This is a genomic window from Clostridium sp. D5, assembly GCF_000190355.1.
In the GTDB taxonomy this organism is placed as follows: Bacteria; Bacillota; Clostridia; order Lachnospirales; family Lachnospiraceae; genus Faecalicatena; species Faecalicatena fissicatena_A.
In genome coordinates, this window is the sequence record NZ_GL870809.1 from 407,291 (window position 1) to 433,837 (window position 26,547).

Sequence of the window (26,547 nt, forward strand, 5' to 3'; positions counted from 1 at the left end):
GCGGCATGCAACCCGAAATTCGATAATTTCGGGTCTTAGGCCGCTTCAGAATTTGCCGTGAGACGACAAATTCTGCCCGCCATTTTCTATGTTTGTTCCTTAAGAGCCTCTAACGTAAACTCTAGGACTTTTAAAATGGCATCTATGCTCCCGACAGGGGTCAGGCTTCCCGGCTTCTCAGCTTGGTACATCCGGCCGGTAGGAAATGTTCAGCGTTGGGAGGGGCTCTGAGCCGTGGCAGCGTATTAATTTGCTTGGTGGAACGTAAAAGTTCCGGTAAATGATTCATAGTATATCAGCTATGTTCTGTAAATATGGAAAGAATATGTATATTGTTGTATAAGGCTATTCCTTTATTTCGCGTCCTCATTCGTTCACAAGGCTAAAGCTTGTTCCCTGAGATTTGGTTAGGTACTGGCTGAGGGATAAACAGTTAGATTTTATTAGTTTTGTATTCGGGCGGGGGATATTCAATTGTGGATAACTTCCGCCTGTGTTAAACTGAAAGTGTTAAAGTGTATTTGATGATGGGGTTAAGGGAAGTGGAGGGATAGAGATGAAGACAGTGAAAGAATTTAGAGCAGTCATTTTGGTTTTATTCGTGTATGTTATATTTGGGTGTAATCTGTGGTTGGAGAAATATGCTCTGGGGCAGCTTGAGAGAACCTATGAGGCCAGGTACAGGTATATGGCTCTGGTTTCCATGGTGGTGTTCTGGCTGCTGGCCGCCGCGGTGATTGCCCTTCTGGGCGGGATTGCCAAGAAATACTTCATGTGGGTAGAAATTGTTTTGATTGATATACCGGCGGTGCTGATGCTGTTTGCACAGATTCTTTATTTTAAGGCACCTGTTCCGCTGCTTCCCTATGTAGTGGGGATGTATTCGGATAAGTTTATGGTTTTGGGCGCGGTTCTTGCCGGCTGTGAGGCGGTGCGGTATGTACGGTATTTTAGAAATGGGCGGAGTCCTTATAAACGGATTGTATAAAGAGCGCTTCTGAGATTTTTTCTGAGTAGTAAAATGCCTGGAAACTGGGCGATGCAACTCCGGGTTGCGGCGATGTAAATTCGATCTGGTAGCTCAAAATATACGGGGATGGTATATTAAAGGCAGAAAAGATAAGGAGGAGAAGCGTATGACACTGGGCGAAAAGATACAGAAGCACAGGAAAGAGAAAAGCATGTCCCAGGAAGAGCTGGCAGCCCTGCTGGGCGTGTCCAGGCAGGCGGTTTCCAAATGGGAGCTGAATGATACCATACCCGATACGGAGAATGTGATACAGCTGGGGAAAATTCTGGAGGTATCTCTGGATTATCTTCTGAAACCGGAACGGGAGACGCCTGATGAGGGCGGGGACACTGCAACAGCCGGGAATGTTACGGCTGGGAGCTTTCAGGCTTATGATCCATCCGGCTCGGGGACCTGTGGAACCGGCGGGCAGACTAAAAACAGTATGTGCGGGAATGGTGACCGGGAAAATCCGGGAAGGCCGAAAAAAAGAAGATGGGGGCTCATTGGATGGGGAATATATCTGGTGGCTTTGATTATTTTTCTTGTGGTGATGCTGGAGAAGTCTTCTTTTGCGGTAGGGGTGATGTATGGAATTAATATTACGGTTCTGGCAGTATTTGTTTATATTGTCTGGCTTCTGATAAAAGCATTGAAGAAGTATATACAAAAGTAAAGAGAATAATTATAATAGAAGTGCCGGGGCAGTGATATTGCCGCCGGTACTTTGACTTGAGAGGAGTATTGGAATGAAAAAAATTGTGATACCCAATACAGAACTGGAATTATCCCCCATGGGGATGGGGTGTGTGAATGCCGGTCTGAAGTGGGATGGGAAGGATGCAGATTACTTGTTTGATGCCTTTCTTGACATGGGCGGTAATCTCTTTGACACTGCGCGAGTGTATTCCGACTGGGTTTTGCCGGAATCAGGGCGCAGCGAGCGGGTTCTGGGGGACTGGCTGGAACGGAGCGGCAAGAGGAGCAGGATCGTGCTGATCACCAAGGGGGGACATCCTGATATGACCTGTCCCAAACCGGATCTTCATAAAAACCGGATGCAAAAGGAGGATATGCGGCAGGATGTAGATTTGTCTCTGCGGGCGCTGCGCACGGATTATATAGACCTGTATTTTTATCACCGGGATGATGAGTCCATACCGGTGGAAGAACTGATTGAGACGATGGAGACATTTGTAAAGGAAGGAAAGATCCGCTATTACTGCTGTTCGAACTGGAATACGGGCAGAATGCGATCAGCAGACGAGTACTGCAGGAAACAGGGATACCGGGGGTTTGCGGCGAACCAGGTACTTTTCAATCTGGGTTCCCGATATATGAAGCCTCTGGAGGACGACACCATGCGGTATATCGATGAGGAGATGCAGAGGTATCATAAGGAGAATCCGGCGAATCTGGCTATGCCATATATGGGGATCTGCGGTGGTTTCTTCCATAATTTTATAGAAAAAGGGGAAGATTCAGTGGTGGATTCCCCATACTATACACCTGAAAATATCAGACTGGCTGGAAAAGTGAAAATGGCGATGGAAAAGTATCAGGCAACCGTGACACAGGCAGTTCTGGGATTCTATACATGCCAGGATTTTCAGTGTCTTCCGCTGTATGGTCCGCGTAATGCTGAGAATTTAAAGGAAGCAATGGACAGTTTTGAGATTCCTTTTGAAAAAGCAGATTATAAATAAGAAAGATGAAGGAGAGTTATTATGGAGAATTTCACATTTTACAGCCCTACATATTTTGTGTTCGGCAGAGGTAAGGAAGAGGAAACAGGGCATTACGTAAAACGTTTCGGCGGCAGTAAAGTTTTAATTCATTATGGCGGGGGGAGCGTAAAACGTTCCGGGCTGCTGGACAGAGTGAAAGCATCCCTGGAAGGGGAGGGGCTCGAATATGTAGAACTTGGGGGCGTGAAGCCAAACCCGAGAAGCGGACTGGTATACGAGGGCATTGAGCTGTGCAGGAATGAAGGCGTGGATTTTGTGCTTGCGGTAGGCGGAGGCAGCACGATTGACTCCTCAAAAGCCATTGCGGCAGGGGCAATCTATGACGGAGATTTCTGGGACTTCTATCAGGGGAAAGCAATAGACAGGGCGCTTCCGGTGGGGACGATTCTGACGATTGCGGCAGCAGGCAGCGAAGGCTCACCGGATTCTGTGATCACGAAAGAAGAGGGCATGTTCAAGCGTGGTGCCACAGGTGAAGGAATCCGTCCGGCTTTTTCAATCCTCAATCCGGAACTGACCCAGACACTGCCCGCTTATCAGACAGCATGCGGTGCAACCGATATAATGGCACATGTATTTGAACGTTATTTTACAAATTCAAAAGACGTTGAGATTACAGACAGGCTCTGTGAGGCAGTCCTTCTTACTATGGTGAAAGAAGTACCCAGAGTGATTGCCGATCCCGATAATTATGAAGCACGGGCCAATATTATGTGGGCAGGTATGGTTGCTCATAATAATACCTGCGGTGTGGGAAGGGAACAGGACTGGTCCAGCCACGATATCGAGCATGAGCTCAGCGCAGTGTATGACTGCGCCCATGGGGCAGGGCTTGCAGTAATATTCCCGGCGTGGATGAGGTATACTGTAGAGCATAATCCGATGAGATTTGCACAGATCGCAGTCAGGCTTTGGGGATGCCAGATGGATTTTGAAAATCCTCTGAACACGGCGCTTCAAGGGATTGAGGCCTTCAAGAGTTTTCTCGGTTCAATCGGCATGCCGGTATCCTTTGGGGAACTTGGAGCAAAAGAGGAAGATATCCCTGCCATGGCAGAAAAGAGCTGTTTTGGAGATGGAAGAAGCGGAACGCTTGGAAGTTTTGTTCAACTTGGGAAAGAAGATGTGGAAAACATATACCGGCTTGCTTTATAATGTGGAAAACTGTTGCCGGACTGCGGGGCAGGGGATGCCTTTCCCGCAGATGTGAGTATTGGCATTAAGACATACAGAAAAGGGATGATATCCGGTTATAAGGATATCATCCCTCATTTTTTATCTTATAGAAAGTTCGCCTATAAGATAAAAAAGCCCTCCCGGGGGGATGCGCACTGCGGCGTAAGAGGTAGATGTCGCGGTGCGACCGCCGCAGGCGCGAGTTTCGCAAGCGAAACTCTTTTTTTATCTTATAGAAAGTTCGTCTATAAGATAAAAAAGCCCTCCCGGGGGGATGCGCACTGCGGCGTAAGAGGTAGATGTCGCGGTGCGACTGCCGCAGGCGCGAGTTTCGCAAGCGAAACTCTATTTTAAAACATATGGTCAAATGCAATCTGGGTAAGCCCGGCAATATAAGACTCCATATAGTTCTCTTCATACCGGATCTGCGGAAGATGTTCCTGAGGAATCGCCTTCAGGCATTTTTCACGGATCGGGTCCAGCATATCCGGGGTGAGGATCTCGCCGGTAAAGACAACGAGTGAGGGGTTCAATGTGGCGCAGTAGCATGCCAGCGCCATGGCAGCACAATCAATAATTGCCTGGTTACCCTGTTTTATCAGGTGGTGGATCTCGGTCTCGGAATAAGGAAGATATAAAACTTCACCGGCAAAGTTGGAATATCCGTGTACAATCTTTCCGTTCAGTATAATACCAGAACCAATGCTGATATCCGGAAAAAAGGAAATCATCACAAATCCGGATTCGGAATCCTGCTGCAGGCAGTTGTTTGCATAGGATCCGTATGCAATTGCATTCATATTATTTTCCAGATAGATTGTTCTGTGAAAATCCTTCTCCAGCAGTTCTATCAGATTACATCCATTTAATTCTTCGACTCCGCAGGAGTCAATCTTCCCATTATTATAATAGCCGGGGATGCCGATGCTGATTGTTTTGATCCGCGGCTCCTTTGTGATCAGTTCTTCTACCAGCGTATAGATTTCGGAATAGTAAATCTCTTTGTACTGCCGGGAATTTTCAAATATGATATTTCCCAGAAGGTCGACGACTGCGTAGTTGATATGCTTCTGCCCGTCTGTGACGGCGGGAAACAGGCAGCAGATATAAGAATAATCTTTGTTAAACTTGTAGGACTTGGGTGGTCGCCCTACGGATGGTGTGCCGGTTTCGATAGGTATGATCTCCTGGCTTTCTGTTAATTCGTTCAAAATGGTATTGCAGGTTGCTATACTCAATCCGGTAATCTGTGCAACAGAATGCTTTGTTCCGGATGGTACAGAACGCAAAACATTTTTGATCAGATTTACATTATGTAATTTGACTTGATTAAAAGTAGTTATTTCCAAAATGAATCTTCCTTTCCCTAGAGGTCCAATATTTAACTGGTTATAAAAACGATTATATAATCTCAGAACATTATTTGCAAGTGATATTTACTTGTTTTATTACTTTGATTATAGGAAAATATCACAATTTTGCAAGTGCGTTTTTGTCTATAATGCTAATTATTATAAACGTTAGAAAAATGTTTATAATAACGTATTGACATAATTAAATTCCGAACGTATTATAAAAACAAGTTACAAAGAGCTGGAAGGAGAAAAGTAGAAAAATGAAAAATGAAGCGGTATATCTTTTAGAAAACAGAAAAATGGAAATCCGTGAAACAGAAATGCCCGAATGCAGCCAGGGGTATGTAAAGGTTAAGGTTCAGTACTGTGGAGTATGTGGATCAGATGTACATCTTTACCAGTACGGTGAGCCGGCATGGCCGGATATCTATCCATACATACTGGGGCATGAATGCGCCGGAGAAGTCGTAGAGACCGGTGAAGGCGTTACAAAACTAAAGGTCGGAGATAAGGTGGCCTTAGAGCCGGGAATCACATGCGGCAAATGCGAGTGGTGTAAAAGCGGCAAATACAACCTTTGCCCGGACGTGAAGTTCCTGTCTGCGCCTCCCTATAATGGAGCGTTCCGCAAATATATTGTGCATCCGGAGGAATTATGCTTTAAACTCCCGGAACAGATGTCTGTTCTTGAAGGGGCGCTCGTTGAGCCGCTTGCAGTTGGAATGAATGCAGTTAAGAATTCTCAGATCACGGTTGGGGATAAGGCTGTCATTCTAGGAGCAGGATGCATAGGACTTGTCACACTGCTTTCCCTGAAGTCCATGGGGGTAACGGATATCACGGTGGTGGATTTGTTTGATATCCGCCTGGACAAAGCCATGGAGCTTGGTGCGGCGAGGGTGATCAACGGGAAAGAGACAGACGTTATCGAAGAATATATGAAGATCACGGAGGGCCGCGGTGCAGATTTTGTGTATGAGACAGCAGGCAGCGCAGTGACAACGGGCCAGAGCGTTTCGTTAGTGAAGCGGGGCGGTACCATCATGATGATTGGAAATGTGGTGGGAGAGACGAAGTTCAATTTCCAGCTTCTTGTAGATAAAGAAGTGACTATTTTATCCAACTTCAGATACCGCAATATCTATCCGGTTGCCATTGATGCAGTTGCATCGGGCACACTGCCGATTGATAAGATTATATCTACAATCTATGATTTTGAAGATACACAGAAGGCGTTTGAAGACTGTATTTCCAATAAGCAGTCTATGGTAAAAGCGGTTGTGAAAGTAGAGGAATAGCAATGGGACAGAATCTTGAAGTAATTTGTGTTGGGATGGCAGTTGCGGATATTCTGGTAAAGGGAATGAACGGCATGCCTACGGAAGGCACCACCGGATTTGTGGACAGTATAGATATGAAGACCGGAGGAGATGCGGTAAATGAGGCCGTAACGCTTGCGGATCTGGGACACCGGGCCGGGCTGCTGACGCTGGTGGGAGACGATGCCCAGGGAAGATTTATCATCGAAAACTGCCGGAAATGTAACGTGGATATGGAAGGAATCGCGGTCAGCAAAGCGTATCCTACCTCCACCAGCATTGTCCTCGTGGGCGGGAACGGAGAGCGGAGCTTTCTCTCAAGAAAAGGCGGGACGGCAGATGAGTTTGCCCTGGCTGATGTTGCTCTCGAGAAAATTCAAAAAGGAGTAAAGGCGGTATCCATTGCCAGCCTGTTCTGTAGTGAGCAGCTGAACGATGCGGAGAATTACGCAATCTTAAGGACGGCAAAGGAGGCCGGTGCATTTACGATCGCAGATCTGGTGCTGAACCGGAAAGAGTGTACGCTGGATGAGATTAAGGATACTCTTTCCCTGCTTGATTATATTGTGCCGAGCAGAGATGAGGCGGAACATTTTACCGGGAAAAAAGATCTGGAGGATATTGCGGAGACATTTCACAGGTATGGCGTAAAAAATGTGATCATAAAGCTCGGGAAAGACGGTGTCTATGCCCATACCGGACAGGAAACACTGCGGGTACCCACTTTTGCAGCGGAAGTTGTGGATACAACCGGAGCGGGGGACAACTTTATGGCAGGATTTATATCAGGCCTGATCCGGGGATGTAAGCTCATAGAGTGTCTGGAATTCGGGAGCGCCGTATCTGCCATATCTATAGGCCATGTGGGGGCAACAGGGGCTATAAAAAGCAGGACACAGGTTCAAAATTTATTAAACAAACTGAAAAAGCAGTAAACAGCTGCGGCGAATAATGGAGGAAGCAAGATGAAAGCAGTAATTAAAAAAGACTATGGACCATATGAACTGGAGTATACAGAGATTCCAAAACCCGTGGTGGGAGAAAATGACGTGCTGATCAAGGTGAAAGCAGCGGCAATCTGCGGCTCAGATCTGGGGCTGTACTACGATACGGTGGAAGGGAAAACTGTGGATTATCCGATCGTTATAGGCCACGAATTTGCCGGGGAGATCTGTGAGACAGGAAAAAATGTAACGAGATGGAAAAAGGGCGACAGAGTGGTATCAGACAATACCGGCTATGTATGCGGTGAATGCTATGCCTGCGGAAGCGGAGAATATCTTTTCTGTTCCCACAGAAAAGGGATGGGAAATGATATGGACGGCGGATTCGCAGAATACGTAAAAATACCGGGACAGGTACTGCAGGCATTTCCGAACTGTCTCTACAGAATTCCGGACAATGCAGAGTTTGAAGATGCTGCCATGATGGATCCGTGCTGTAATGGATACAAAGCGGTGATCCAGGAAGGCGGTTTGCTGCCGGGGCAGAATGTGGTCGTTTTCGGAGCAGGAGCGCTTGGTTTGTTCAGTATGATTGCGGCGAAAAACGGTGGGGCAGGAAGAATCATTGCCGTTGGTATGTCAGAGGATGAAAAAGTCCGTTTTCCACTGGCCAAAAAGCTGGGTGCGACAGATGTGGTAGTTGCAGATAAAGAGAATGCAATAGAGAGATGCCGCCAGATTGCAGGGGAAGAGGGTGTTGCTCTGATTATTGACTGTGCGGGTGCTCCGATTGTCCTGAAACAGGCGATTGACATTGTTAGAAACGGCGGAAAGATCGTAAAAATCGGATACAGCAAAAATCCGGTTGACTTTTCACTGGATGCCATGGCTCTGAAAGGCGTTTCATTAATCGGGCATATGGGTTATGACTCCACATCATGGAAAAACTGTCTCCGTTTACTGGAAAAAGGAGAGGTGGACATGAAAGCACTGATTTCACACAGAATGCCGCTGTCCCAGTGGAAAGAAGGAATCGAACTTGTTAAAAATAAGGAAGCAACGAAAGTGATTTTATTACCCGAGGAGGAGTAGAAGATGATTGCAATGAAAATGCTGGCGGGCAAAGAGTTTGTTAATGCGAGTGACAAGGCTGTACAGAACGTGGTAAATCCGGCCACACAGGAAGTGATCGGAACCGTTCCTGGGGCTACAAAAGAAGATGTGAAGCGGGCCATTGAGACAGCAGTGGAAGGGCAGAAGGAATGGGCCGGGCGCACAGTCAGAGAGCGCACCGGGCTGCTGAAGAAATTTGCCGGGATGGTGATGGAGCGCAGACTGGAGCTGGGAGAGATCCTGGCGAAAGAATCCGGCAAGCCGTACATGAAAGAAGCTGTCTGGGAATTCGATTCTGTGGCATATGTATTTGAAGGCTCCTGTGAAGTGGCGAAGCACTATTATGGGAAAACAATGCCGATCGGTACGGAACCGGGATATGACAGCGATATCCAGTTTACCATTCATGAGCCTCTGGGTGTGATTGCATGTATTATTCCCTTTAATTTCCCGCCGGCCATCTGGTCCTTTAAAGTGGCCGCAGCACTGGCCGCAGGAAACGCAGTCATTGTAAAGGCTCCTTCCTACAATCCGATGGCTGTACTTAAACTGCATGAGATGTTAGTGGAAGCAGGGGTTCCGGCATCCGTAGTCCAGGTTCTGACAGGCAGCGGCGCGAAGATCGGGGACTGGCTGGTAAACGATGGACGAATCGCATCCGTAAACTTTACCGGCAGTACAGAAGTGGGCGTGAGTATTGCGAAGGCTGCGGCAAACCATCTTACGGCTTACCAGTTCGAGCTGGGCGGCAATGATCCGTTTATCGTATATGAAGATGCGGATATGGATCTTGCAGTGAAAGAAGCGGGAGACCAGTGCCGGAACAACAGGCAGTGCTGTACAGGCTCCAAGCGTTTTCTGATCCACAACTCCAAAAAGGAAGAATTCGTGAGCAGGCTGATATCGGAGTATCTGGAGAAGGAGGTCATAGGCGATCCGATGGATCCTGAGGTAACCATGGGGCCGATGATATCAGAAAGGGCGGCAAAAGGGGTAGAAGAGCAGGTGAACCTGACGGTTTCACAGGGCGCTAAGATCGTGTATGGCGGGAAGCGCAGCGGTGCTTTCTATCAGCCTACAATTCTTATAGATGTGACACCGGATATGGATATTGCCAGGGATATGGAAGTATTTGGACCGGTGTGGCCAGTCATTGGATTTGATACAATGGAAGAGGCTGTTGAGATAGCCAACAGCTCCGTTTACGGACTGGGCGGGGGCGTATTTTCCAGGGATATCAAGACCTGCATGAAGACAGCAAAAGCGCTGAAAACCGGTCATATTGCGATCAATGGTTCTGGTAATTTCCGGGCAGCGGAACTGCCGTTTGGCGGTGGGAAACCCATGAGCGGGAACAGCAGGGAAAGCCTTTCTGCAGTCATGGATGAAGTGACACAGTCAAAGTCAATTGTCTTGAGATATGTACTGGATTAGGAGGACAAAAACATGGAGCTTGTAACTATGAAAGAGCTGATGGAGGAGGCACACAGGGGACATTATGCAGTCCCTGCCTTTAATGTCTGCAATCTGGAGACGATACAGGGAGTGCTGGAAGAGGCCGAGGAAATGCAGGCGCCGGTTATCCTGCAGACGCACTGGTCGGAAGCTTATTATTCCACGCCACAGACTGTTGTGGATATGGTCCGGAGCGTGGGGAAAAATAAAAGAATCAGGGCAGCAGTACATCTCGACCATGGTTCTTCCTATGAAGATGCGGTAAGATGTATACAAGGTGGATTTAACAGCGTCATGTATGATGGCTCACAGCTTCCTCTGGATGAGAATATCAGAATTCTGAAACAGGTTGTTGAGCTTGCCGGATATGCGAAGGTCACTGTAGAAGGCGAGATCGGAACCATCGGACAGACATCGGAGATGGGAGAGAAGCTGGAAAAATCGTACCTGACTTCACCCAAAGATGCCCAAAAGCTTGTGGATGAGACCCAAATAGACTGCCTTGCCGTTGCGATCGGAAATGCACATGGTTTCTATACAGAGAATCCAAAGCTGGATTTTGACCGCCTCAAAGAGATCACGGAAGTAGTGAAGATACCGCTGGTACTGCACGGCGGAACCGGCATTCCCGAAGAACAGATACAAAAAGCAATCACAATGGGAGTCTGCAAGGTCAATTTCAGTACAGTGCTGCGGAAATCCTTTATCAGTGAAATGCAGGCATTTATGGAGGCGGATCCTGAGAATCTGGGATTAATGGATATTCTGGACGCAGGTAAGAATTCAATGAAGGCGGCTGTAAAAGAATCTGTGGAAATGTGCATGTGTCAGGGGAAATTGTAGATGTGGCGAGAGCATGGAAGTGGATCCGCTGCTAAGCTGTGGAATAAAAGGAGGGCGTTATGGAAAGGAAAGAGACAGATATTAAGATTCCCCTGATCGGGAAAATCGCATATGGAATGGGTGATGTCGGCTGTACATTCAGCTGGGCGTTTGTTGGAAGTTTTCTGATGATTTTTTATACAGATGTATTTGGTATCAGCATGAGTGCAGTGGCGGCTCTCATGCTCGTATCAAGAGTCTGGGATGCGGTCAATGATCCTATGATCGGAAGCTTGTCAGACAGGACGAGAACAAAATGGGGGACATACCGTCCGTGGCTGCTCATTGCGGCCCCGATTACGGCAGTGATATTGATTGTCACATTCTGGGCACATCCGGACTGGTCCGCAACCAGCAAAGTTATCTATATGGTTATTACATACGGATTGTTGGTTACAGGGTATACCGCAGTGAATATTCCATATGGAACCTTATGCGGAGCGATGACGCAGAATTTTGAAGAACGTGCAAAAATCACCACATTCCGGTCAACTTTTGCGATGGCGGCAACTGCTATTCTGAATGTTATTACAGTGCCGTTGATAGACAGACTGGGACAGGGCAGCTCCACACAGGGGTACCTTCTGGTGGCAATTGTATATGGCTGTATTTTTGCGGCATGTCATTTCTTCTGTTTTGCCAAAACAAAAGAGGTTGTCCAGGTCGAAAAGACGGAGAAAATCAACTTAAAGATGCAGCTGAAAAGTGTGGTACACAACAAGCCGTTCTTACTTGTGCTGATTGGACAATGCCTGATGGGATTTACCTTCTATGCAAGAAATTCAGACATTCTTTATTATTTTACATATGTAGAAGGAAATGTGAAACTGTTTTCTATCTATTCCGCAGTTTTACTTATCCCCGGAATCTTTGGGGCCGCAAGTTACCCGCTGGTGTTTAAATTTACCCACAACAAGGGCTGGGCATCTGCATTTTTTGCAATTGGAACCGGCGTCAGCATCATTGCTTTTTATTGGTTCTCAATGTCAGATAATCCGGTAGCGTTCTGTGTCATTGCGGGGATATCATGGTTCTTCCTCTGCGGGCACAATTCAGGTATTTACGCTATGATTCCGGACTGCGTGGAATATGGTGAGTTGAAGACCGGTGTCAGAAATGATGGCTTTCTGTACTCGTTGTCCTCTCTGTCTAATAAGATCGGCATGGCATTGGGATCTTCACTGGTGGCCTCGGTTCTGGGAGCAGCAGGGTATGTTGCGAATCAGCAGCAGAATGAAACAGTTCTGACGGTTATGAAGCTGTTTTTCAGTGTGATTCCGGGGGCAGTCTGGCTGCTGATGGCTCTTGCTTATCTGTTCTACAGGCTGGATAAAAGAAAGTATGCTCAGATTCTGATAGAACTAAAAAATAAAAAATCTGGTGCAGATTCATAAGGAGCTTAGGAGCGAGCTTTAGATTCGCGAATGGATGGGGTCAGGCTTCCCGGTTTCTTAGCTGGTACATCAGGCCGGTAGGGAAAGTTCAGCTTTGGGAGGGACTCTGAACCGGGGAGGCGTATGAATTCGTTTGGTGGAACGTAATGGCAGTAAAAAGCCTATAAAAGCGACTGGGAAGAAAATATTTTATAGGAGGGTATTTGTAAATGAAGACGGCAGCCGAGTGGTTTGAAGAATTATTGTTGTGATTTATAGCAGAGCCGTTAAGTAGATTTGAGGACCGGTGCACTTGACATTTTATGTATGATGGTAGACAATAAAAAAGGTATTAGTTTTATCTGGGGCGGAAAGTTTTTGTGCCGGCAGATGAAGGACAACAGACTTATAAAATTTACTGAGGAGTGGAGAAAATGAAAATAGGTATTGGCAATGATCATTCTGCGTTGGAGATGAAGGCGGAGATTATCGAGTTACTGAAGGAAAGAGGCCACGAGGTTGTAGATTACGGGACAAATTGTGCAGAAAGCTGTGATTACCCTAAGTATGGTGAGATCGTAGGACGTGCGGTTGCGAATCATGAGGTGGATCAGGGGATCCTGATCTGCGGAACAGGGCTTGGTATTTCACTGGCTGCAAACAAGGTGAAAGGTGTCCGTGCGGCAGTCTGCAGTGAACCATTTACGGCACGGATGGCGAGAATGCACAACAACTGCAATATTCTGGCATTCGGAGCAAGGGTTATCGGACCGGAGCTTGCCAAGATGATTGTTGAAGTGTGGCTGGATACAGGCTTTGAAGAGGGCGGACGCCATCAGAGAAGAGTGGATATGCTCGGTGAGATCGAGGACAGATGGGAATAACTCCTTTTTGAGATAGTTGTGAAACAGATGCTGAAGTGGCAGTGTCCACTTTGCGAATAAAAGACAAAGGAGAATTGAATATGGCGAAAACAATTCTTGAATATGACACAGTATCACTGGATGAGGAGAACGGTGCCCTGGTGATTATAGACCAGACGCAGCTGCCCGGCCGGATTGAACTGCTTTCCCTGACCAATATCGAGGACGTGTGGGAGGCCATTTATCTGCTGAAAGTGAGGGGCGCTCCGGCGATTGGGGTGTCCGCTGCTATGGGAGTTTATCTGGCGGTGAAAGACCTGAATACGAATGATATCATGGAATTCCGTGCGGCCTTTCAGCGGGCCAGGGATTACCTGGCCACATCCAGACCTACTGCCGTGAACCTCTTTTGGGCTCTCGACCGGATGGCAACAGTAGTGGAAGAGTATATGGACTGTAATGTGGAAGAGGTGAAGGAATTGCTCCGGCAGGAGGCGCTGCGTATCAGGGAGGAAGACATAGAGGTGTGCAGAAGAATCGGTGAAAATGCACTGACTCTTGTGAAGCCCGGCGATGGGCTGCTGACACACTGCAATGCGGGCAAACTGGCGGCGGTAAAATATGGGACTGCGACGGCACCCATGTATCTCGGCCAGGAGAAAGGATATGGGTTCCGCATTTTTGTGGACGAGACAAGACCTCTTCTGCAGGGAGCGCGTTTGACAGCTTTTGAACTGCAGGAGGCTGGAATGGACGTGACTCTGATCTGTGACAATATGTCTGGATCGGTCATGAAAAAGGGATGGGTTGACGCCATATTCGTAGGCTGTGACAGAGTAGCCGCCAACGGTGACGCGGCAAATAAGATCGGAACTTCTGTAGTTGCGGCGGTTGCAAAATATTACGGGATTCCCCTGTACGTATGTGCGCCTACCTCAACGATAGATATGTCCCTGCAAACCGGAGATGCAATTCCGATAGAAGAGCGGTCGGCAGAGGAAGTGACGGAGATGTGGTATGAGAACCGTATGGCGCCAAAGGGCGTGAAGGTATATAATCCATGTTTCGATGTGACGGACCATGAACTGATCGCCGGAATCGTGACGGAATATGGTGTCGCTAGGGCACCTTATGAGGAGTCTCTTAGAAAAATATTTGCCGGTAAAAATGAAATAAAATAAAGATACGAAGCACTAAGTAAGCTGTAATACGGCTGATTTAGTGCTTTTTATTTTGCAGAGAAACTTAAAAAACACTTTTTTATATGTTAAAAATATATTATGATAACTGTTTCATTGTCGTTTATCATCAGTGAATGTAATGGAAGTACCGTAAGAGTAGCTTTCTTAACCGAAACATTATTCTTCTAAAAGTTAAAAAATGGTAAAAATTGGAAAAATATGATTTATTCTGACGGTTAAATATGGTAGAATGTGGACATAAGGAAACCTGTTAAATCATTTTCTTATTAACAATTGTGGTGTTATAGTTCGGGAATACTTTTCTAAATATTACATAGGGGGAACGGTATGGAAGAACGCAGAAGAAAAATATTGCAGGAACTGGAAGAAAAAGGGAAGGTTCGTGTAAACGAATTGAGTGCAGAGTTAGGCTGTTCCGAAGTGACAATAAGGAACGATATTAAATGTATGGAACGGGCCGGGCTCCTGATCCGCACTCATGGAGGGGCACTTAAAATAGAAGAGAATCCCCAGAAAAAGTATTCTGCAGAAAGTATTTATCGGAATACAGACAGGAAACGGGCGATAGCGGCGTGTGCGTATGAGTGTATTGAAGACCGGGATACGATTATTATTGATGATTCGTCTACCAGCTTCTATCTGGCGCTGCATATCAAGCAGCATCCGGAAAAAAGCATAGCGGTGGTGACAAATTCTCTCATGTCGGGCATCGAGCTGGCAGGGTTAAAGCATGTGGAGCTGTATATGGTAGGTGGTTCAGTGGGCGGGCATCTTGCAGCAACGATGGGAGACGAAGCTGTAGTAGACATATCCCGGTTCCATGTAGATAAGGCATTCATCGGCGTGCACGGAATTAATTTTGATGTGGGAATCACATCCATAGCCACATCGCAGATGCAGGTAAAACAGGCGATTTTAAAAGCCACAGAAAAAGTTTATGTACTGGCGGACAGCAGTAAGTTCGGCGGCGGATATTTGTCTGTCATTTGTCCATTAAGAGATGTCTATAAGATCATAACAGACAATCAGGTCAATAGAGACTATATCAAACGCGCAGAAACAGAAGAGATCCCTCTCGTGATGGCTTAGGGGGGGCAAGAGGGATTTAGAGGGGACGCCGCAGGCCCCGTACATAGGGATGTCTGGAAGCGGGGGAACGGCTGTAAGCCGGAGTAAAGCAAAAGAGACGGAAAACCAGGGCAACCTGGACACATCACCCAAAGCCTTGATAGGCTTCGCGCGCTGAGTCCAGGGAAAATTGTGATTCGGAATCACAATTTTCGCCCTGGTTTTCCGTCTCTTTTGCTTAACTCTGGCTAACAACCGTTCCTACGCTTCCAGACATCCCTATGTACGGGGCCTGCGGCTGGACGCATCCAAAAAACTGATTGCACCGGGAGGGAGCCGGCGGTGAAGTCGGACGGTGCTTCCTTAACTTTCTTGTGCTGGCACGATCCGGTTGATCGAATTAGTACGCTTACCCCGTGTCCCCCGGCAGCATTTTGCCCCCCGCTTCAGCCTGGCGTACCTCTTCACCCAGTACTCCACTCACTCGAGTTCATTTATTAGGTCTTCGAGGACTTCTTCTACGGAGTCTGTTACGTAGGTGGAATAGTAGGAGATTCCAGGGGCCGCATTGGACATGGCATAGCTGGTGCCGGCGAGCTGGAGCATTTCTATGTCATTGTACTGGTCGCCGAAGGCCATGCATTCTTCTGGTTTGAGATGGAAGAGTTCCATTATTTTTTCGAGTGCGGTTGCTTTGTTGGCGCCCGGGGCGATGAAGTCGATCCAGATATTTCCGGAGGTTACTACTTTGATTTCGTCCTTGAATATATCCTGCAGGTGCTTGAGGTATTTATCCATGATATGGGAACCCTCTGACATGTTGCAGATTGCTATTTTCAGGATCGGGCCTTCTACAGTGGAGACATCGTCCACGATTTGGGTTGTATTGTGCATGACATTTACGATGTGATTGACAAAGGCAGGATCGTTGTCCTCGATAAAGCAGGAATCCTCACGGGATACGACTATCTCAAAGTGTTCTTCCCGTTTGATTTCCGCAATAATTCTGGCGGCAAGGCTGTCTTCGATAGTGGCGCGGGAAATAACCTTTCCCTGATGTATACAGAGTGAACCGTTCTCGGCGATGTAGGAGATCTCGTCTTTAATCTTCTCAAATACTCTTCGCTGGTTATCATACTGTCTTCCGCTGGCAGAGACAAAATGTATCCCTTTTTCTGTTAATTGGCGGATCAGTTCAACGGCATGCGGGGTGAGTTCCTGGGCACCTCCCTGCAAAAGTGTACCGTCCAGGTCGCTGGCTACTAATTTAATCATATAAAACCTCCAGATTCTATTTATAAAGGCCTTATACAAAAGTTCCTGCCGGCGTCTCAGATGCCATGGATACAGAACATTCAGATATAAGGCTTGCTTCATTATAGTAAGTTATACTTCTTATATAGTACCTCAAATTGGCCGGATTGTATAGCCTTGTTCTCTGGAAAATTGTATGATACTATTCTATTGTGGTAAGTGTGCGGGAATTGCGTGGGGGTCTGACCCCTTTGCAAAAGGGGTCAGACCCCCACGCAATTCCCGCACACTTAAAGATTGATTTCAGAGAAAGCCGAGGGATAAGATGAAACAGTATGATGTAATAATTATTGGTGCAGGTCCATCCGGGATATTCTGTGCGTATGAGCTGAAACGTCAGAAGCCGGATCTGAGTGTATTGATGGTTGAAAAGGGCCGCTGTATTGAAGAGCGGCAGTGTCCGAAACGAAAGACAAAGGTGTGCGTAGGCTGCAAGCCCTGTTCAATTACAACCGGTTTTGCGGGAGCCGGTGCGTTTTCTGACGGTAAGCTGTCCCTGTCACCGGATGTAGGCGGAACGCTTCCGGCTATATTGGGGTATGACAAGGCTACGGAACTGATTCACGAAGCGGACAGCATCTACCTGCAGTTCGGAGCTGACGAGAAGGTGTATGGTATCGAAGACCAGCAGGCGATTACTGATATCCGTTCCAAGGCAATCCGTGCAAATCTGAAACTGATAGAATGTCCGATCCGTCATCTGGGAACCGAAGAAGGGTATAAGATTTACACGCGCCTTCAGCACCATCTTCTGGATGCCGGTGTGGAGATTATGTTTAAAACGATGGTGACGGACATTATCATTGAGGATGGCGTGGCAAAGGGGATCGTGACGGATAAAGACGAGACCTTTTATGCTCCGGAGATTGTATCGGGAGTAGGGCGCGAGGGTTCCGAGTGGTTCTCCCATATCTGCAAGGGGCACGATATTGAGACGAAAAACGGAACCATAGATGTGGGTGTCCGTGTGGAAGTCCGCGATGAGATCATGAAAGAGCTTAATGAAAAGCTGTATGAGGCTAAACTGGTGTATTACACCCCTACTTTTGATGATAAGGTCAGAGTGTTCTGCACAAATCCATCCGGTGAGGTTGCAACGGAATATTATGAGCATGGTTTGGCTGTTGTGAACGGGCATGCATATAAATCAAAAGACATGAAGACGCATAACACAAACTTTGCCCTTCTGGTATCAAAGAATTTTACGGAGCCTTTCAAATCACCGATTGAGTATGGAAAACATATTGCGCAGCTTGGTAATATGCTGTGCGGAGGCAGAATACTGCTCCAGAGATACGGCGATTTCCGCAGGGGCCGCAGGACGACGGAAGAGCGTCTGCTTAGAAATAATATCACACCAACTTTGAAAGATGCAGTGCCGGGAGATTTGTCTCTTGTATTTCCGCACCGGATTATGGTATCAATTGACGAAATGATCCAGGCTTTGGATAAAGTAACCCCGGGGATTGCCAGTGACGAGACCCTTTTGTACGGTGTAGAAGTTAAATTCTATTCCAATAAAGTTATTGTAAACAAGAAATTTGAGACTAACGTAACAGGACTTCGGGCTATGGGGGACGGAGCATCCGTAACGAGAGGGCTCCAGCAGGCATCTGCCAATGGACTCTGCGTGGCAAGGGCAATTATTGAGAAAATGGAGAGTTAACAGTACGCAGCCGGAAGCAGGCCTGGGGGAGAACTGGCAGTACGGCGATTGTAAAAAATAGTTGTATCCTGAAGAAGATGAGAATATAATGGTAATAAATGTTGCCATAAAAGGGAGCATTATTATAGTAACCAGACAAATTAATAAGAGGAAAAGTATATGGGCAAATATTTTGGGACAGACGGATTTCGAGGAGAAGCAAATGTAGTATTAACGGTGGAGCATGCCTTTAAGGTGGGGCGTTACCTGGGCTGGTATTTTGGCCGTGAACACAAGGCCAGAATTGTAATCGGCAAGGACACAAGACGAAGCAGCTACATGTTTGAATACGCACTGGCATCAGGATTAACTGCATCGGGAGCGGATGCATACCTGCTCCATGTGACAACGACACCGAGTGTATCTTATGTAGTGCGCACGGAAGATTTTGACTGCGGTCTTATGATTTCTGCCAGCCATAATCCGTTCTATGACAATGGAATTAAAGTCATTAACGGCCAGGGGCATAAGATGGAAGCTGAAGTTGAAGCAAAAATAGAAGCATATATCGACGGTGAGATCGAAGAGCTTCCTCTGGCAACAAAAGAAAACATCGGCTGCACAATCGACTATGCTGCAGGAAGAAACCGTTACATCGGACATCTGATCTCACTGGCTACCCGTTCTTTCAAGGACATGAAGATCGGCCTGGACTGTGCGAATGGGAGCGCATTCAGCATTGCGAAGAGCGTTTACGATGCACTGGGAGCTAAAACATATGTGATCAATAATGAGCCGAACGGAACAAATATTAATACAAACTGCGGATCTACACATATTGAAATACTGCAGCAGTATGTAAGGGATAAAAAACTGGATGTAGGGTTTGCATTTGACGGGGATGCCGACAGATGTATTGCCGTGGATGGAAACGGCAATGTGGTAGACGGAGATTTGATTCTCTATGTCTGCGGCAAATATCTGATGGAGCAGGGCCGCCTGGAGGATAATACCATTGTAACGACGGTAATGTCCAATCTGGGACTCTACAAAGCCTGCGATAAAGTCGGCATGAATTATGAGCAGACTGCCGTAGGGGACAAATATGTATATGAGAACATGCTTAAAAACGGTTACGTGCTGGGCGGGGAGCAGTCCGGCCACATCATATTCAGCAAGCATGCAAGAACCGGCGATGGTGTACTGACTTCCCTGATGATCATGGAAGTAATCATGGAAAAGAAACAGAGCCTTGCCAAAATGTGTGAAGAAGTCAAGATCTATCCTCAGCTGCTGAAAAATGTCCGTGTGACAGACAAAAAAACAGCACGCGAGAATCCGGCAGTACAGAAGGCAGTGGAAGAAGTATCTGCGGCACTCGGAACTGATGGACGCATCCTCGTCAGAGAAAGCGGAACCGAGCCGGTAGTGCGCGTTATGGTAGAAGCAGCGACAGACGAAATCTGCGAAAAACACGTAAATCAAGTCATTCAGGTAATGGAAGCGGAAGGGCTTGTTATTGGGTAGGGGGTCGCTGTGAGGAATTGAAAAACTGCATGCGGTGCGGGAACCGGACATAGGGGGGACTGGATACGGGATTGCGGCAGTAAGCTGGAGTAACGGAAAAAGGAAGGGAAACAGGAGCAACCTGGACACAGCATGTGAAGCCTTGATGGCTTCACATACTGGGTCCAGGAAAAATTGTAATTTGGTGATTACAATTTTTACTCCCGTTTCCCTTCCTTTTTCCGCAACTCCAGCTAACAGCCGCAAGACGCATCCAGTCCCCCCTATGTCCGGTTCCCGCACCGCATGCAGTTTTTCAATTCCTCACAGCTGGGCGCACCCGGCGGAAGAAAATACCAGGGAGGTGTGGGGGATGTCGTAGTACTCCTGCTTTATATGGGGAATCTTCTACATCTTTTGATTGATTTAATTCTTACCAGATTTCAAATTTATTGGATTCTACTTGTTCGCAAAGTCTGTACAAAGCGCTGATGCTTTTTATCTGCTGTCTGTTCTTGTGATAAAGATATTTTTCTATTCCATTAATGACAGCGGCCAGTTTTTCGGTGTCTTCGGTTTGGAAACGGAGGATTTCTCTGCGGAGTAGTCCAATGGAGTATTTTTCGTTTTCTGCAAAAGAAGATAGTTTCAGAGTCTGTGAGATTAAAATTTCATCTATATGTCTTTGTGTAAATACTCTGTAATTGTTTTCCTTGGAGCGTCCTGCGGACAGGAGGCCGATGTTGCTCCAATATCGGATCGTAGAGGCGGGGACTCCGGTAATACTGCTTATCTCACCGATGCTATATTCCTTTTTGGATCTTCCAAGAGGGCGTTTCTTAATAAAACGCTGCCGCATCTGCTCACAGACTCGACGGTCATTTTGCAGTTCAGCCTGGGTTTTATTTGCCAGCCACAGGGCCTCGTCAATGCGGTTTTTCATGACAAAGCCGAGCATACCGGCTATGATCTGCAGACTAAATCCATTCATCATCTCCCGGATGCAGATAAAATAAGCGATATGCTCATCGGTATAAATCCGATAACCTGTTGGAGCACGCATTACTGCGGGAACCAGTCCTAAATCTTCATACCGGCGTATTGTTGTGGTGCTTAATCCGAATCTTCGGGCTATATCAACTGGTCTGACTGCCATCATCCGCCACCTCCTTTTTATGAACATATTATAATAGTGTGGAAAGGTTTTTACAAGAAATAAGGAGAAAAATAATAAAACTCTGCCGCTTGCATTAATGTTGTATACTGATAATACAGGAACTGAAAATGGATGTGCGGTGTCCGGCAAATAGGAAAAAGAGGGAGGTATCGCATGAGTGATATCAGAATTACAGGTGCAAAAGAGGGGAACTTGAAAAATGTTTCGCTGCAAATACCGAAAAATAAACTTGTTGTGTTTACAGGGCTTTCTGGCTCTGGAAAGTCAACTTTGTTGATTGATGTTTTGTTTCAGGAATGCCAGCGGCAGTATCTGGAAGCGATCACGCTGGAGGGGATCCACAAGCCTGAGGTGGAAAGTGTTAGAGGCGCATCTCCGGCTATCCTGATTTCTCAGATGGATGGAAATAGGAATCCACGCTCCACAGTGGGGACGCAGTCGGATATCTATACGGATCTGCGGATGATATATGAGAAACTGGGCGTCAGGGTCTGCCCGCACTGCGGTGAGATTATTTCAGCTGCAGACTGCAGGGAGGAAACGGAGAAAATAAATGCGGATTTCTATGTCTATATGTTTTGCAGTAAATGTGGGCAGCGGATGGACAAAATTACCCGCACGTATTTTTCTTTTAATACAAAGGAAGGAGCCTGTCCGACATGTGAAGGACTGGGAAAAGTGCATACTGTAAAAAGGGAACAGGTGGTAGATGAGAGCCTGTCTTTGGAAGATGGTGCGGTGCGCTTTTGGGAAAAACAATATGGTAAGTATCAGACTTCGGTGCTGTATGCTGCTTTTGAGCACTATGGCATCTTGACCGGCAAAAATATACCTGTACAAGATTTCAGTGAAATACAAAAAGAGATTTTATATAATGGTATAGAAAATGATCGGATTATGAAAATATTTCCTGAGATCAGCCCTCCTAAGACAGTGGCTTCAGGCAGGTTTGAGGGCGTGCTTCCTATATTGTGGAGGCGTCTGGCGGATAAGAAGGGGGATGTAAAACAGCTGGAGGCATATTTTGACGTAGTGGAATGTCCGGACTGCAAAGGAGAGCGCCTCTGTGAACTGAGCAGAAATGTTACTGTGAACGGCACCCGTCTGCCGGAACTGTCATTTTATTCCCTGGAGCGTCTGGCAGACTGGATCCGACAGCTGAAGGCCTCTGTTTCAAAGCAGTATATTGCACTTGTAAATGCTTATTTCCTGGATATAGAAACGAAGCTGAAGCGTTTTATTAAGGTGGGGCTGGGATATCTGTCTCTGGACCGGCAGGTCGTCACCCTGTCAGGAGGTGAATTGCAGAGACTGCGCCTGGCGGCTGCACTGGACTCGGAATTGTCCGGTATTATTTATATACTGGACGAGCCTACTGCAGGGCTTCATCCAAAAGATACTGCAGGGTTGCTGGAAATATTGAAGAGAATGCGCGATCTGGAGAATACGGTGCTTGTTATTGAACACGATACAGATATTATGGCTGGCGCCGATTACATCATAGACATCGGTCCGGGTTCCGGAAGACATGGGGGAGAAATCATAGCGTCCGGCACACTGGAGGAAATTATGCAGCAGAAAGAGTCTGTGACAGGAGCTTATCTGCAGGAATCTCATCCCGGAAAGAGAGACTACCGGAGCCCCCAGGGAAAAATCCAGATCCAGAATGCCGAAAAGTTTAATCTGGATCATCTCTCCGTGGACATCCCTGTCGGTTGTTTTACCTCTGTCACGGGCCCCTCCGGTTCAGGAAAATCAACATTGATTTTTGAAGTGCTGGCAAAAGGCAGTGCAGAAACAGAGGAAAACAAGGTAAACCCAGGGGCGCACCGTAATTCATGCCCTGCGGGCGGGTGCCCAGAAGAACTGCTCAATAAGGTATACGGCCTGGAACAGTTTGATCGTATTGTGGAAATCGGACAGGCGCCGATTACAAAAATGAAACGTTCTAACGTGGCAACTTATTCCGGACTCTATACAGAGATCAGGGCAGTATACGCTAAAACAGAGGCGGCAAAAAAAGCCGGGTTAACTTCCCGACATTTTTCATTCAACACTCCGGGCGGCAGATGCGAAAACTGTCAGGGGATGGGATATGTAGACAACAACATGCTGTTTTTTGCTGATACAAAAGTCGTATGTCCCATCTGCAATGGAAATCAGTTCCAGGACCAGATACTGTCTGTCAAATACAAAGGCTTGTCAATCAAAGAAATCCTGGATTTGTCGATAGAAGAAGCCGCCGATTATTTCGTAAATATCCCGAAAATTATAAAAATCTTAAGGCTTCTACAGGATGCAGGTCTGGGCTATCTTCAGCTGGGCCAAAGCCTAACAACATTATCAGGAGGAGAGGGGCAGCGCTTGAAACTGGCAAAAGAATTAATCGGAAGCAGTTCAGGCAGAAAAAACCTGTATCTCATGGATGAGCCCACAACCGGTCTGCACCCAATTGATATAGAGCACTTCCTGAGGCTCCTGAACCGCATGACAGATGCCGGGAATACCGTAATAGTCGTGGAGCATAACCAACAGCTCATCAGAAACAGCGACTGGATCATAGATATGGGGCCAGAAGGGGGAGAAAAAGGAGGGAAAATTATATTTGAAGGGACGCCCTCCCAAATAAAACAAAAACGGGTAAGTGTGACGGGGCGGTATTTGTAAGGGCGTCCCTCCCCCTACACACAGATCACCTTCTGTTCCACGATATCGGAATAGATCTCCGCCCCTTCTGAACGTAGATCTGCTACGTGTATGACATCGGAGTAGATTTCTTCTTCTATGCTTCCTTCCAGCAGTGTTTTTAGTATATTGGGGTGCGCGAGTATTTTTTCTTCGTTGAAGTGCACGTGGCTGTCTCCCTGGAACAAGGCGGTGTAGAAGATGTTGGATTCTACGATGTCCTGGAAGAAATGGCTTCCATAGGAGAGGTCGGGCATCAGGCCCAGATTCTCATAGGACACTTCGCATATGGCGTCCATGCTGCACAGGTCTGTGAAGCGGACAGGGACACCCAGTGCAGGTGTGGTGGTTCCCCAGCGGCCGGGGCCTATCAGGACGGCATGCTGGTCTTTGAGCAGGTGGTTCAGGGTGCCGATCTGATTCGCGATGGCGTATTTTTGATACTCATTCAGTTCCAGATAAGGCTTTATCTTAACAAAGATGATATAGTGAACCGGAAGCCGCACGTTTCCGCCCATAAAATTCCCTTTCGATGAGAAATAGCAGAGGCTCTTGTCAGCCGTGTCGGGGAATTCAATTGTTTTACCAAGTCCTTTTGTCTGCAGAGGACGGCACTGCAGCAGATTGATCCGATAGTCTTCCTGAGCGTTAAAGTTGCAGGTAAATTCGATGTCTACGGGATAGTCGTAGGTATGCGATATCACGGCCAGTATATCTTCCAGTGCTTTGGGAAAATCCGTATGCCGCAGCAGGCGGGTAAAACTGACAATGTCCGGAACCTTGCGTCCCGGCTGTCCTATCTCGCGGAAATGTCTGGCCAGTTCATAATCCGGTTCCATGAATAGGCGGATATTAGTCTTAAGGGGGAGCCCTTTGGTCTCCTCGATGGGGACGGTCTGGAATTCATTTTCCTCCAGATTGATTACATCTACATAATGCTGAGAAAACTTTCTTTCATCCCCATAAGTAAGCAGGGGAGGACGCTCCGGCTTGTCCAGCGCCACAATGCGCGGATAGTCTGAATTGACCCGGTCTACGGCGCGGGTGCCCATGCCGAACACGAGACGCAGCATGCCTTTGGACGGGTCGGTGTTCTTATCCCATACGAATAGATTGGAAGAATTGCCAACTCCGGCACAGTGGGGGAAGAAGTACTTCCCGTGGTAATCCCCGGATACTCTCTGCACCAGCAGGGCCATCTGCTCGTCCCTGCCGGCAAGTCCGCGGTTCTGCCGGTATTCCAGAGCCTCCTGGCTCATGACGCTGGCATAGACCTTGCGGACGGCCTCAAGAAAATTATCGTAGCGTTCTTCCGGGGATCCCTGGTTGGGACAGAAGAAGCTGTCGTATTTTCCCGCAAACGCATTCCCAAAATTATCTTCCAGAAGGGAGCTGGAGCGGACGATGATGGGAGACTGGCCGTAATATTCCAGCATCACCATGATCTGTTCCCTGATTGCAGCTGGAAAATGTCCAGTCAACAGCTTTTCACGAAGTTCTGCAGCGGCCCGGAAATATCCTTCCTCGGTTTTCTGTTCCATGCGGAGGCGCCAGCAGCCATTCTGTACAATATAAGTATAGAAGACATCCGAACCTATATAATAGGAGTCGTGCCGTTCCATATGCTTATTATAAAAATCGGGGTTCCTGGTTTCCAGGATTTTGCGGGCCAGCAGCATTCCCACAGACTTGCCGCCGATATAGCCTGTGCCAATCTCGCGGCTGCCGATCTGGATGAGGTCGGCCAGGGTAAAAAATTCTCTGCTCAGTGAGGCAATTCTGGAACGCTGTCCGATCAGCAGATTCAACAGGTTCTCTTTTACATAGGCCTGTTCCGAAGCAGCGGCATTCAGATAGGGCTTGGCCTCTTCAAAGCTGACATCCCAGTAATCCAGCTTCCTGGTATGAAGCTGCAGCCGGGAAAATAATTCGGCGGAACTTGCGCTGTCCGTAATACATTCCGCGCCGGTTTCCGTCAGCCGGTGAGGCAGAAACATGGTGGAGGAATAGCGTTCCGAGACCTTCAGAGGATGCAGGTAGTACTGACCGTCTATGGCGTAGAGATTCAAAAGGATGCGGGCCGCTTCACGGATGCGTGCAAGAGTATCCTGAGTATGGGCATTCCGGTCAAGGGCGAAGCAGGAGACCGTTTCCAGCTCGGACAGATAAGGGCAGGCGACCTGAAAAAAATTTCCGACCATCAGGTCAGAACACCAGTGCTGCTGCAGTTCAGTAAGGCAGTCAAACAGATAGAATGCGTGCTTTCCTTCCGCAGTGATAATCTGATAGATATCACTGGTAAAAGCTTCAAATCCCTGACAAACATCTATGGTATACATTTTAAAGTCGGCGCCGTCTTCCATCAGCACCGCTTCATCCAGCAGGGGCGCATGGCTGCCAAAGTGTATATAAAGAATCCGTTTGCCGTCTGCAGCAGCCTGTCTGACAAAAGGGCGGGCAGCAAAAGCATAGGCCTCCAGAGAGTCGACCTGCCAGATGATATGATCACCGGGGCGGAGGCCGTCGATTACTTCATCTGCCCCCGGAAGTCCGGTACTTATTTGTTCAAAAATTTCCATTGTTTTCCTCCATTCCCGCATGGACAACCGATAATATGTCCAGTTTACCACAAATGAAAGAAAAATCAAATATTGGGAATCCTCAGATTTCCCCTGCGGATTTTGTACGGGGACATACCTGCCACATTGTGGGA

The 26,547-nt window shown here is 47.3% G+C and carries 20 protein-coding genes; 16 read left to right on the top strand and 4 right to left on the bottom strand.

Going from position 1 to position 26,547, the window contains the following annotated elements; all coding sequences use genetic code 11:
* The first annotated feature begins 556 nt into the window (after positions 1 to 556).
* The 4 genes from HMPREF0240_RS01695 (at position 557) to HMPREF0240_RS01710 (ending at position 3,912) form a co-directional block, all read left to right on the top strand.
* Positions 557 to 988 (top strand): hypothetical protein, encoded by a 432-nt coding sequence (locus HMPREF0240_RS01695; protein ID WP_009001731.1) that lies wholly within the window; start codon positions 557 to 559, stop codon positions 986 to 988.
* A 148-nt stretch (positions 989 to 1,136) separates the two neighbouring features.
* Positions 1,137 to 1,685, top strand: a complete 549-nt coding sequence (locus HMPREF0240_RS23270; protein ID WP_009001732.1) for a helix-turn-helix transcriptional regulator — start codon at positions 1,137 to 1,139, stop codon at positions 1,683 to 1,685.
* A 73-nt stretch (positions 1,686 to 1,758) separates the two neighbouring features.
* Positions 1,759 to 2,715: an aldo/keto reductase gene (locus HMPREF0240_RS01705; RefSeq protein ID WP_009001733.1), complete on the top strand. Its 957-nt coding sequence runs from the start codon at positions 1,759 to 1,761 to the stop codon at positions 2,713 to 2,715.
* A 21-nt stretch (positions 2,716 to 2,736) separates the two neighbouring features.
* Positions 2,737 to 3,912, top strand: a complete 1,176-nt coding sequence (locus HMPREF0240_RS01710) for an iron-containing alcohol dehydrogenase (protein ID WP_009001734.1) — start codon at positions 2,737 to 2,739, stop codon at positions 3,910 to 3,912.
* Positions 3,913 to 4,283: 371 nt separating this feature from the next.
* On the opposite strand, the gene HMPREF0240_RS01720 is transcribed toward HMPREF0240_RS01710, so the two are convergent.
* Complete coding sequence (locus HMPREF0240_RS01720; RefSeq protein WP_009001735.1) at positions 4,284 to 5,282, bottom strand: ROK family protein; 999 nt, start codon at positions 5,280 to 5,282, stop codon at positions 4,284 to 4,286.
* Between the two features lie 266 nt (positions 5,283 to 5,548).
* Here HMPREF0240_RS01720 and HMPREF0240_RS01725 point away from each other — a divergent pair, with 266 nt between their 5' ends.
* From HMPREF0240_RS01725 to HMPREF0240_RS01765, 9 genes are all read left to right on the top strand, one after another.
* Positions 5,549 to 6,586 (top strand): NAD(P)-dependent alcohol dehydrogenase, encoded by a 1,038-nt coding sequence (locus tag HMPREF0240_RS01725; RefSeq protein ID WP_009001736.1) that lies wholly within the window; start codon positions 5,549 to 5,551, stop codon positions 6,584 to 6,586.
* A 2-nt stretch (positions 6,587 to 6,588) separates the two neighbouring features.
* A complete protein-coding gene (locus HMPREF0240_RS01730; protein ID WP_009001737.1) occupies positions 6,589 to 7,542 on the top strand; it encodes a carbohydrate kinase family protein in 954 nt (317 codons plus the stop codon).
* 30 nt (positions 7,543 to 7,572) lie between these two features.
* On the top strand, positions 7,573 to 8,643 hold the full coding sequence (locus tag HMPREF0240_RS01735; RefSeq protein WP_009001738.1) for an alcohol dehydrogenase catalytic domain-containing protein: 1,071 nt from the start codon (positions 7,573 to 7,575) through the stop codon (positions 8,641 to 8,643).
* A 3-nt stretch (positions 8,644 to 8,646) separates the two neighbouring features.
* A complete protein-coding gene (locus HMPREF0240_RS01740) occupies positions 8,647 to 10,098 on the top strand; it encodes an aldehyde dehydrogenase family protein (RefSeq protein ID WP_009001739.1) in 1,452 nt (483 codons plus the stop codon).
* Between the two features lie 12 nt (positions 10,099 to 10,110).
* Positions 10,111 to 10,962 (top strand): class II fructose-bisphosphate aldolase, encoded by an 852-nt coding sequence (locus HMPREF0240_RS01745; protein WP_009001740.1) that lies wholly within the window; start codon positions 10,111 to 10,113, stop codon positions 10,960 to 10,962.
* Between the two features lie 59 nt (positions 10,963 to 11,021).
* A complete protein-coding gene (locus HMPREF0240_RS01750; RefSeq protein WP_009001741.1) occupies positions 11,022 to 12,395 on the top strand; it encodes an MFS transporter in 1,374 nt (457 codons plus the stop codon).
* A gap of 413 nt (positions 12,396 to 12,808) precedes the next feature.
* Entirely contained in the window at positions 12,809 to 13,258 is a 450-nt protein-coding gene (gene rpiB / locus HMPREF0240_RS01755; RefSeq protein ID WP_035312238.1) for a ribose 5-phosphate isomerase B, read from the top strand.
* A gap of 80 nt (positions 13,259 to 13,338) precedes the next feature.
* Positions 13,339 to 14,418, top strand: a complete 1,080-nt coding sequence (mtnA, locus tag HMPREF0240_RS01760) for an S-methyl-5-thioribose-1-phosphate isomerase (RefSeq protein WP_009001743.1) — start codon at positions 13,339 to 13,341, stop codon at positions 14,416 to 14,418.
* 348 nt (positions 14,419 to 14,766) lie between these two features.
* Positions 14,767 to 15,528 carry a DeoR/GlpR family DNA-binding transcription regulator gene (locus tag HMPREF0240_RS01765; protein ID WP_009001744.1) on the top strand — a complete coding sequence of 254 codons (762 nt, stop codon included), beginning with the start codon at positions 14,767 to 14,769 and terminating at the stop codon, positions 15,526 to 15,528.
* A gap of 459 nt (positions 15,529 to 15,987) precedes the next feature.
* Here the strand turns inward: HMPREF0240_RS01765 and HMPREF0240_RS01770 are convergent, their stop codons facing one another.
* On the bottom strand, positions 15,988 to 16,782 hold the full coding sequence (locus HMPREF0240_RS01770; protein ID WP_009001745.1) for an HAD family hydrolase: 795 nt from the start codon (positions 16,780 to 16,782) through the stop codon (positions 15,988 to 15,990).
* A gap of 304 nt (positions 16,783 to 17,086) precedes the next feature.
* Here HMPREF0240_RS01770 and HMPREF0240_RS01775 point away from each other — a divergent pair, with 304 nt between their 5' ends.
* On the top strand, positions 17,087 to 18,487 hold the full coding sequence (locus tag HMPREF0240_RS01775; RefSeq protein WP_009001746.1) for an FAD-dependent protein: 1,401 nt from the start codon (positions 17,087 to 17,089) through the stop codon (positions 18,485 to 18,487).
* A 159-nt stretch (positions 18,488 to 18,646) separates the two neighbouring features.
* Positions 18,647 to 19,993: a phosphoglucosamine mutase gene (gene glmM, locus HMPREF0240_RS01780; RefSeq protein ID WP_009001747.1), complete on the top strand. Its 1,347-nt coding sequence runs from the start codon at positions 18,647 to 18,649 to the stop codon at positions 19,991 to 19,993.
* Between the two features lie 412 nt (positions 19,994 to 20,405).
* Here glmM and HMPREF0240_RS01790 read toward each other — a convergent pair whose 3' ends face one another.
* Positions 20,406 to 21,131, bottom strand: a complete 726-nt coding sequence (locus tag HMPREF0240_RS01790) for a MerR family transcriptional regulator (RefSeq protein WP_009001749.1) — start codon at positions 21,129 to 21,131, stop codon at positions 20,406 to 20,408.
* 171 nt (positions 21,132 to 21,302) lie between these two features.
* On the opposite strand from HMPREF0240_RS01790, the gene HMPREF0240_RS01795 reads away from it, so the two are divergent.
* Positions 21,303 to 23,816 carry an excinuclease ABC subunit UvrA gene (locus HMPREF0240_RS01795; protein WP_009001750.1) on the top strand — a complete coding sequence of 838 codons (2,514 nt, stop codon included), beginning with the start codon at positions 21,303 to 21,305 and terminating at the stop codon, positions 23,814 to 23,816.
* 14 nt (positions 23,817 to 23,830) lie between these two features.
* Here the strand turns inward: HMPREF0240_RS01795 and HMPREF0240_RS01800 are convergent, their stop codons facing one another.
* On the bottom strand, positions 23,831 to 26,413 hold the full coding sequence (locus tag HMPREF0240_RS01800) for a PEP/pyruvate-binding domain-containing protein (RefSeq protein WP_035312240.1): 2,583 nt from the start codon (positions 26,411 to 26,413) through the stop codon (positions 23,831 to 23,833).
* Positions 26,414 to 26,547: the final 134 nt, after the last annotated feature.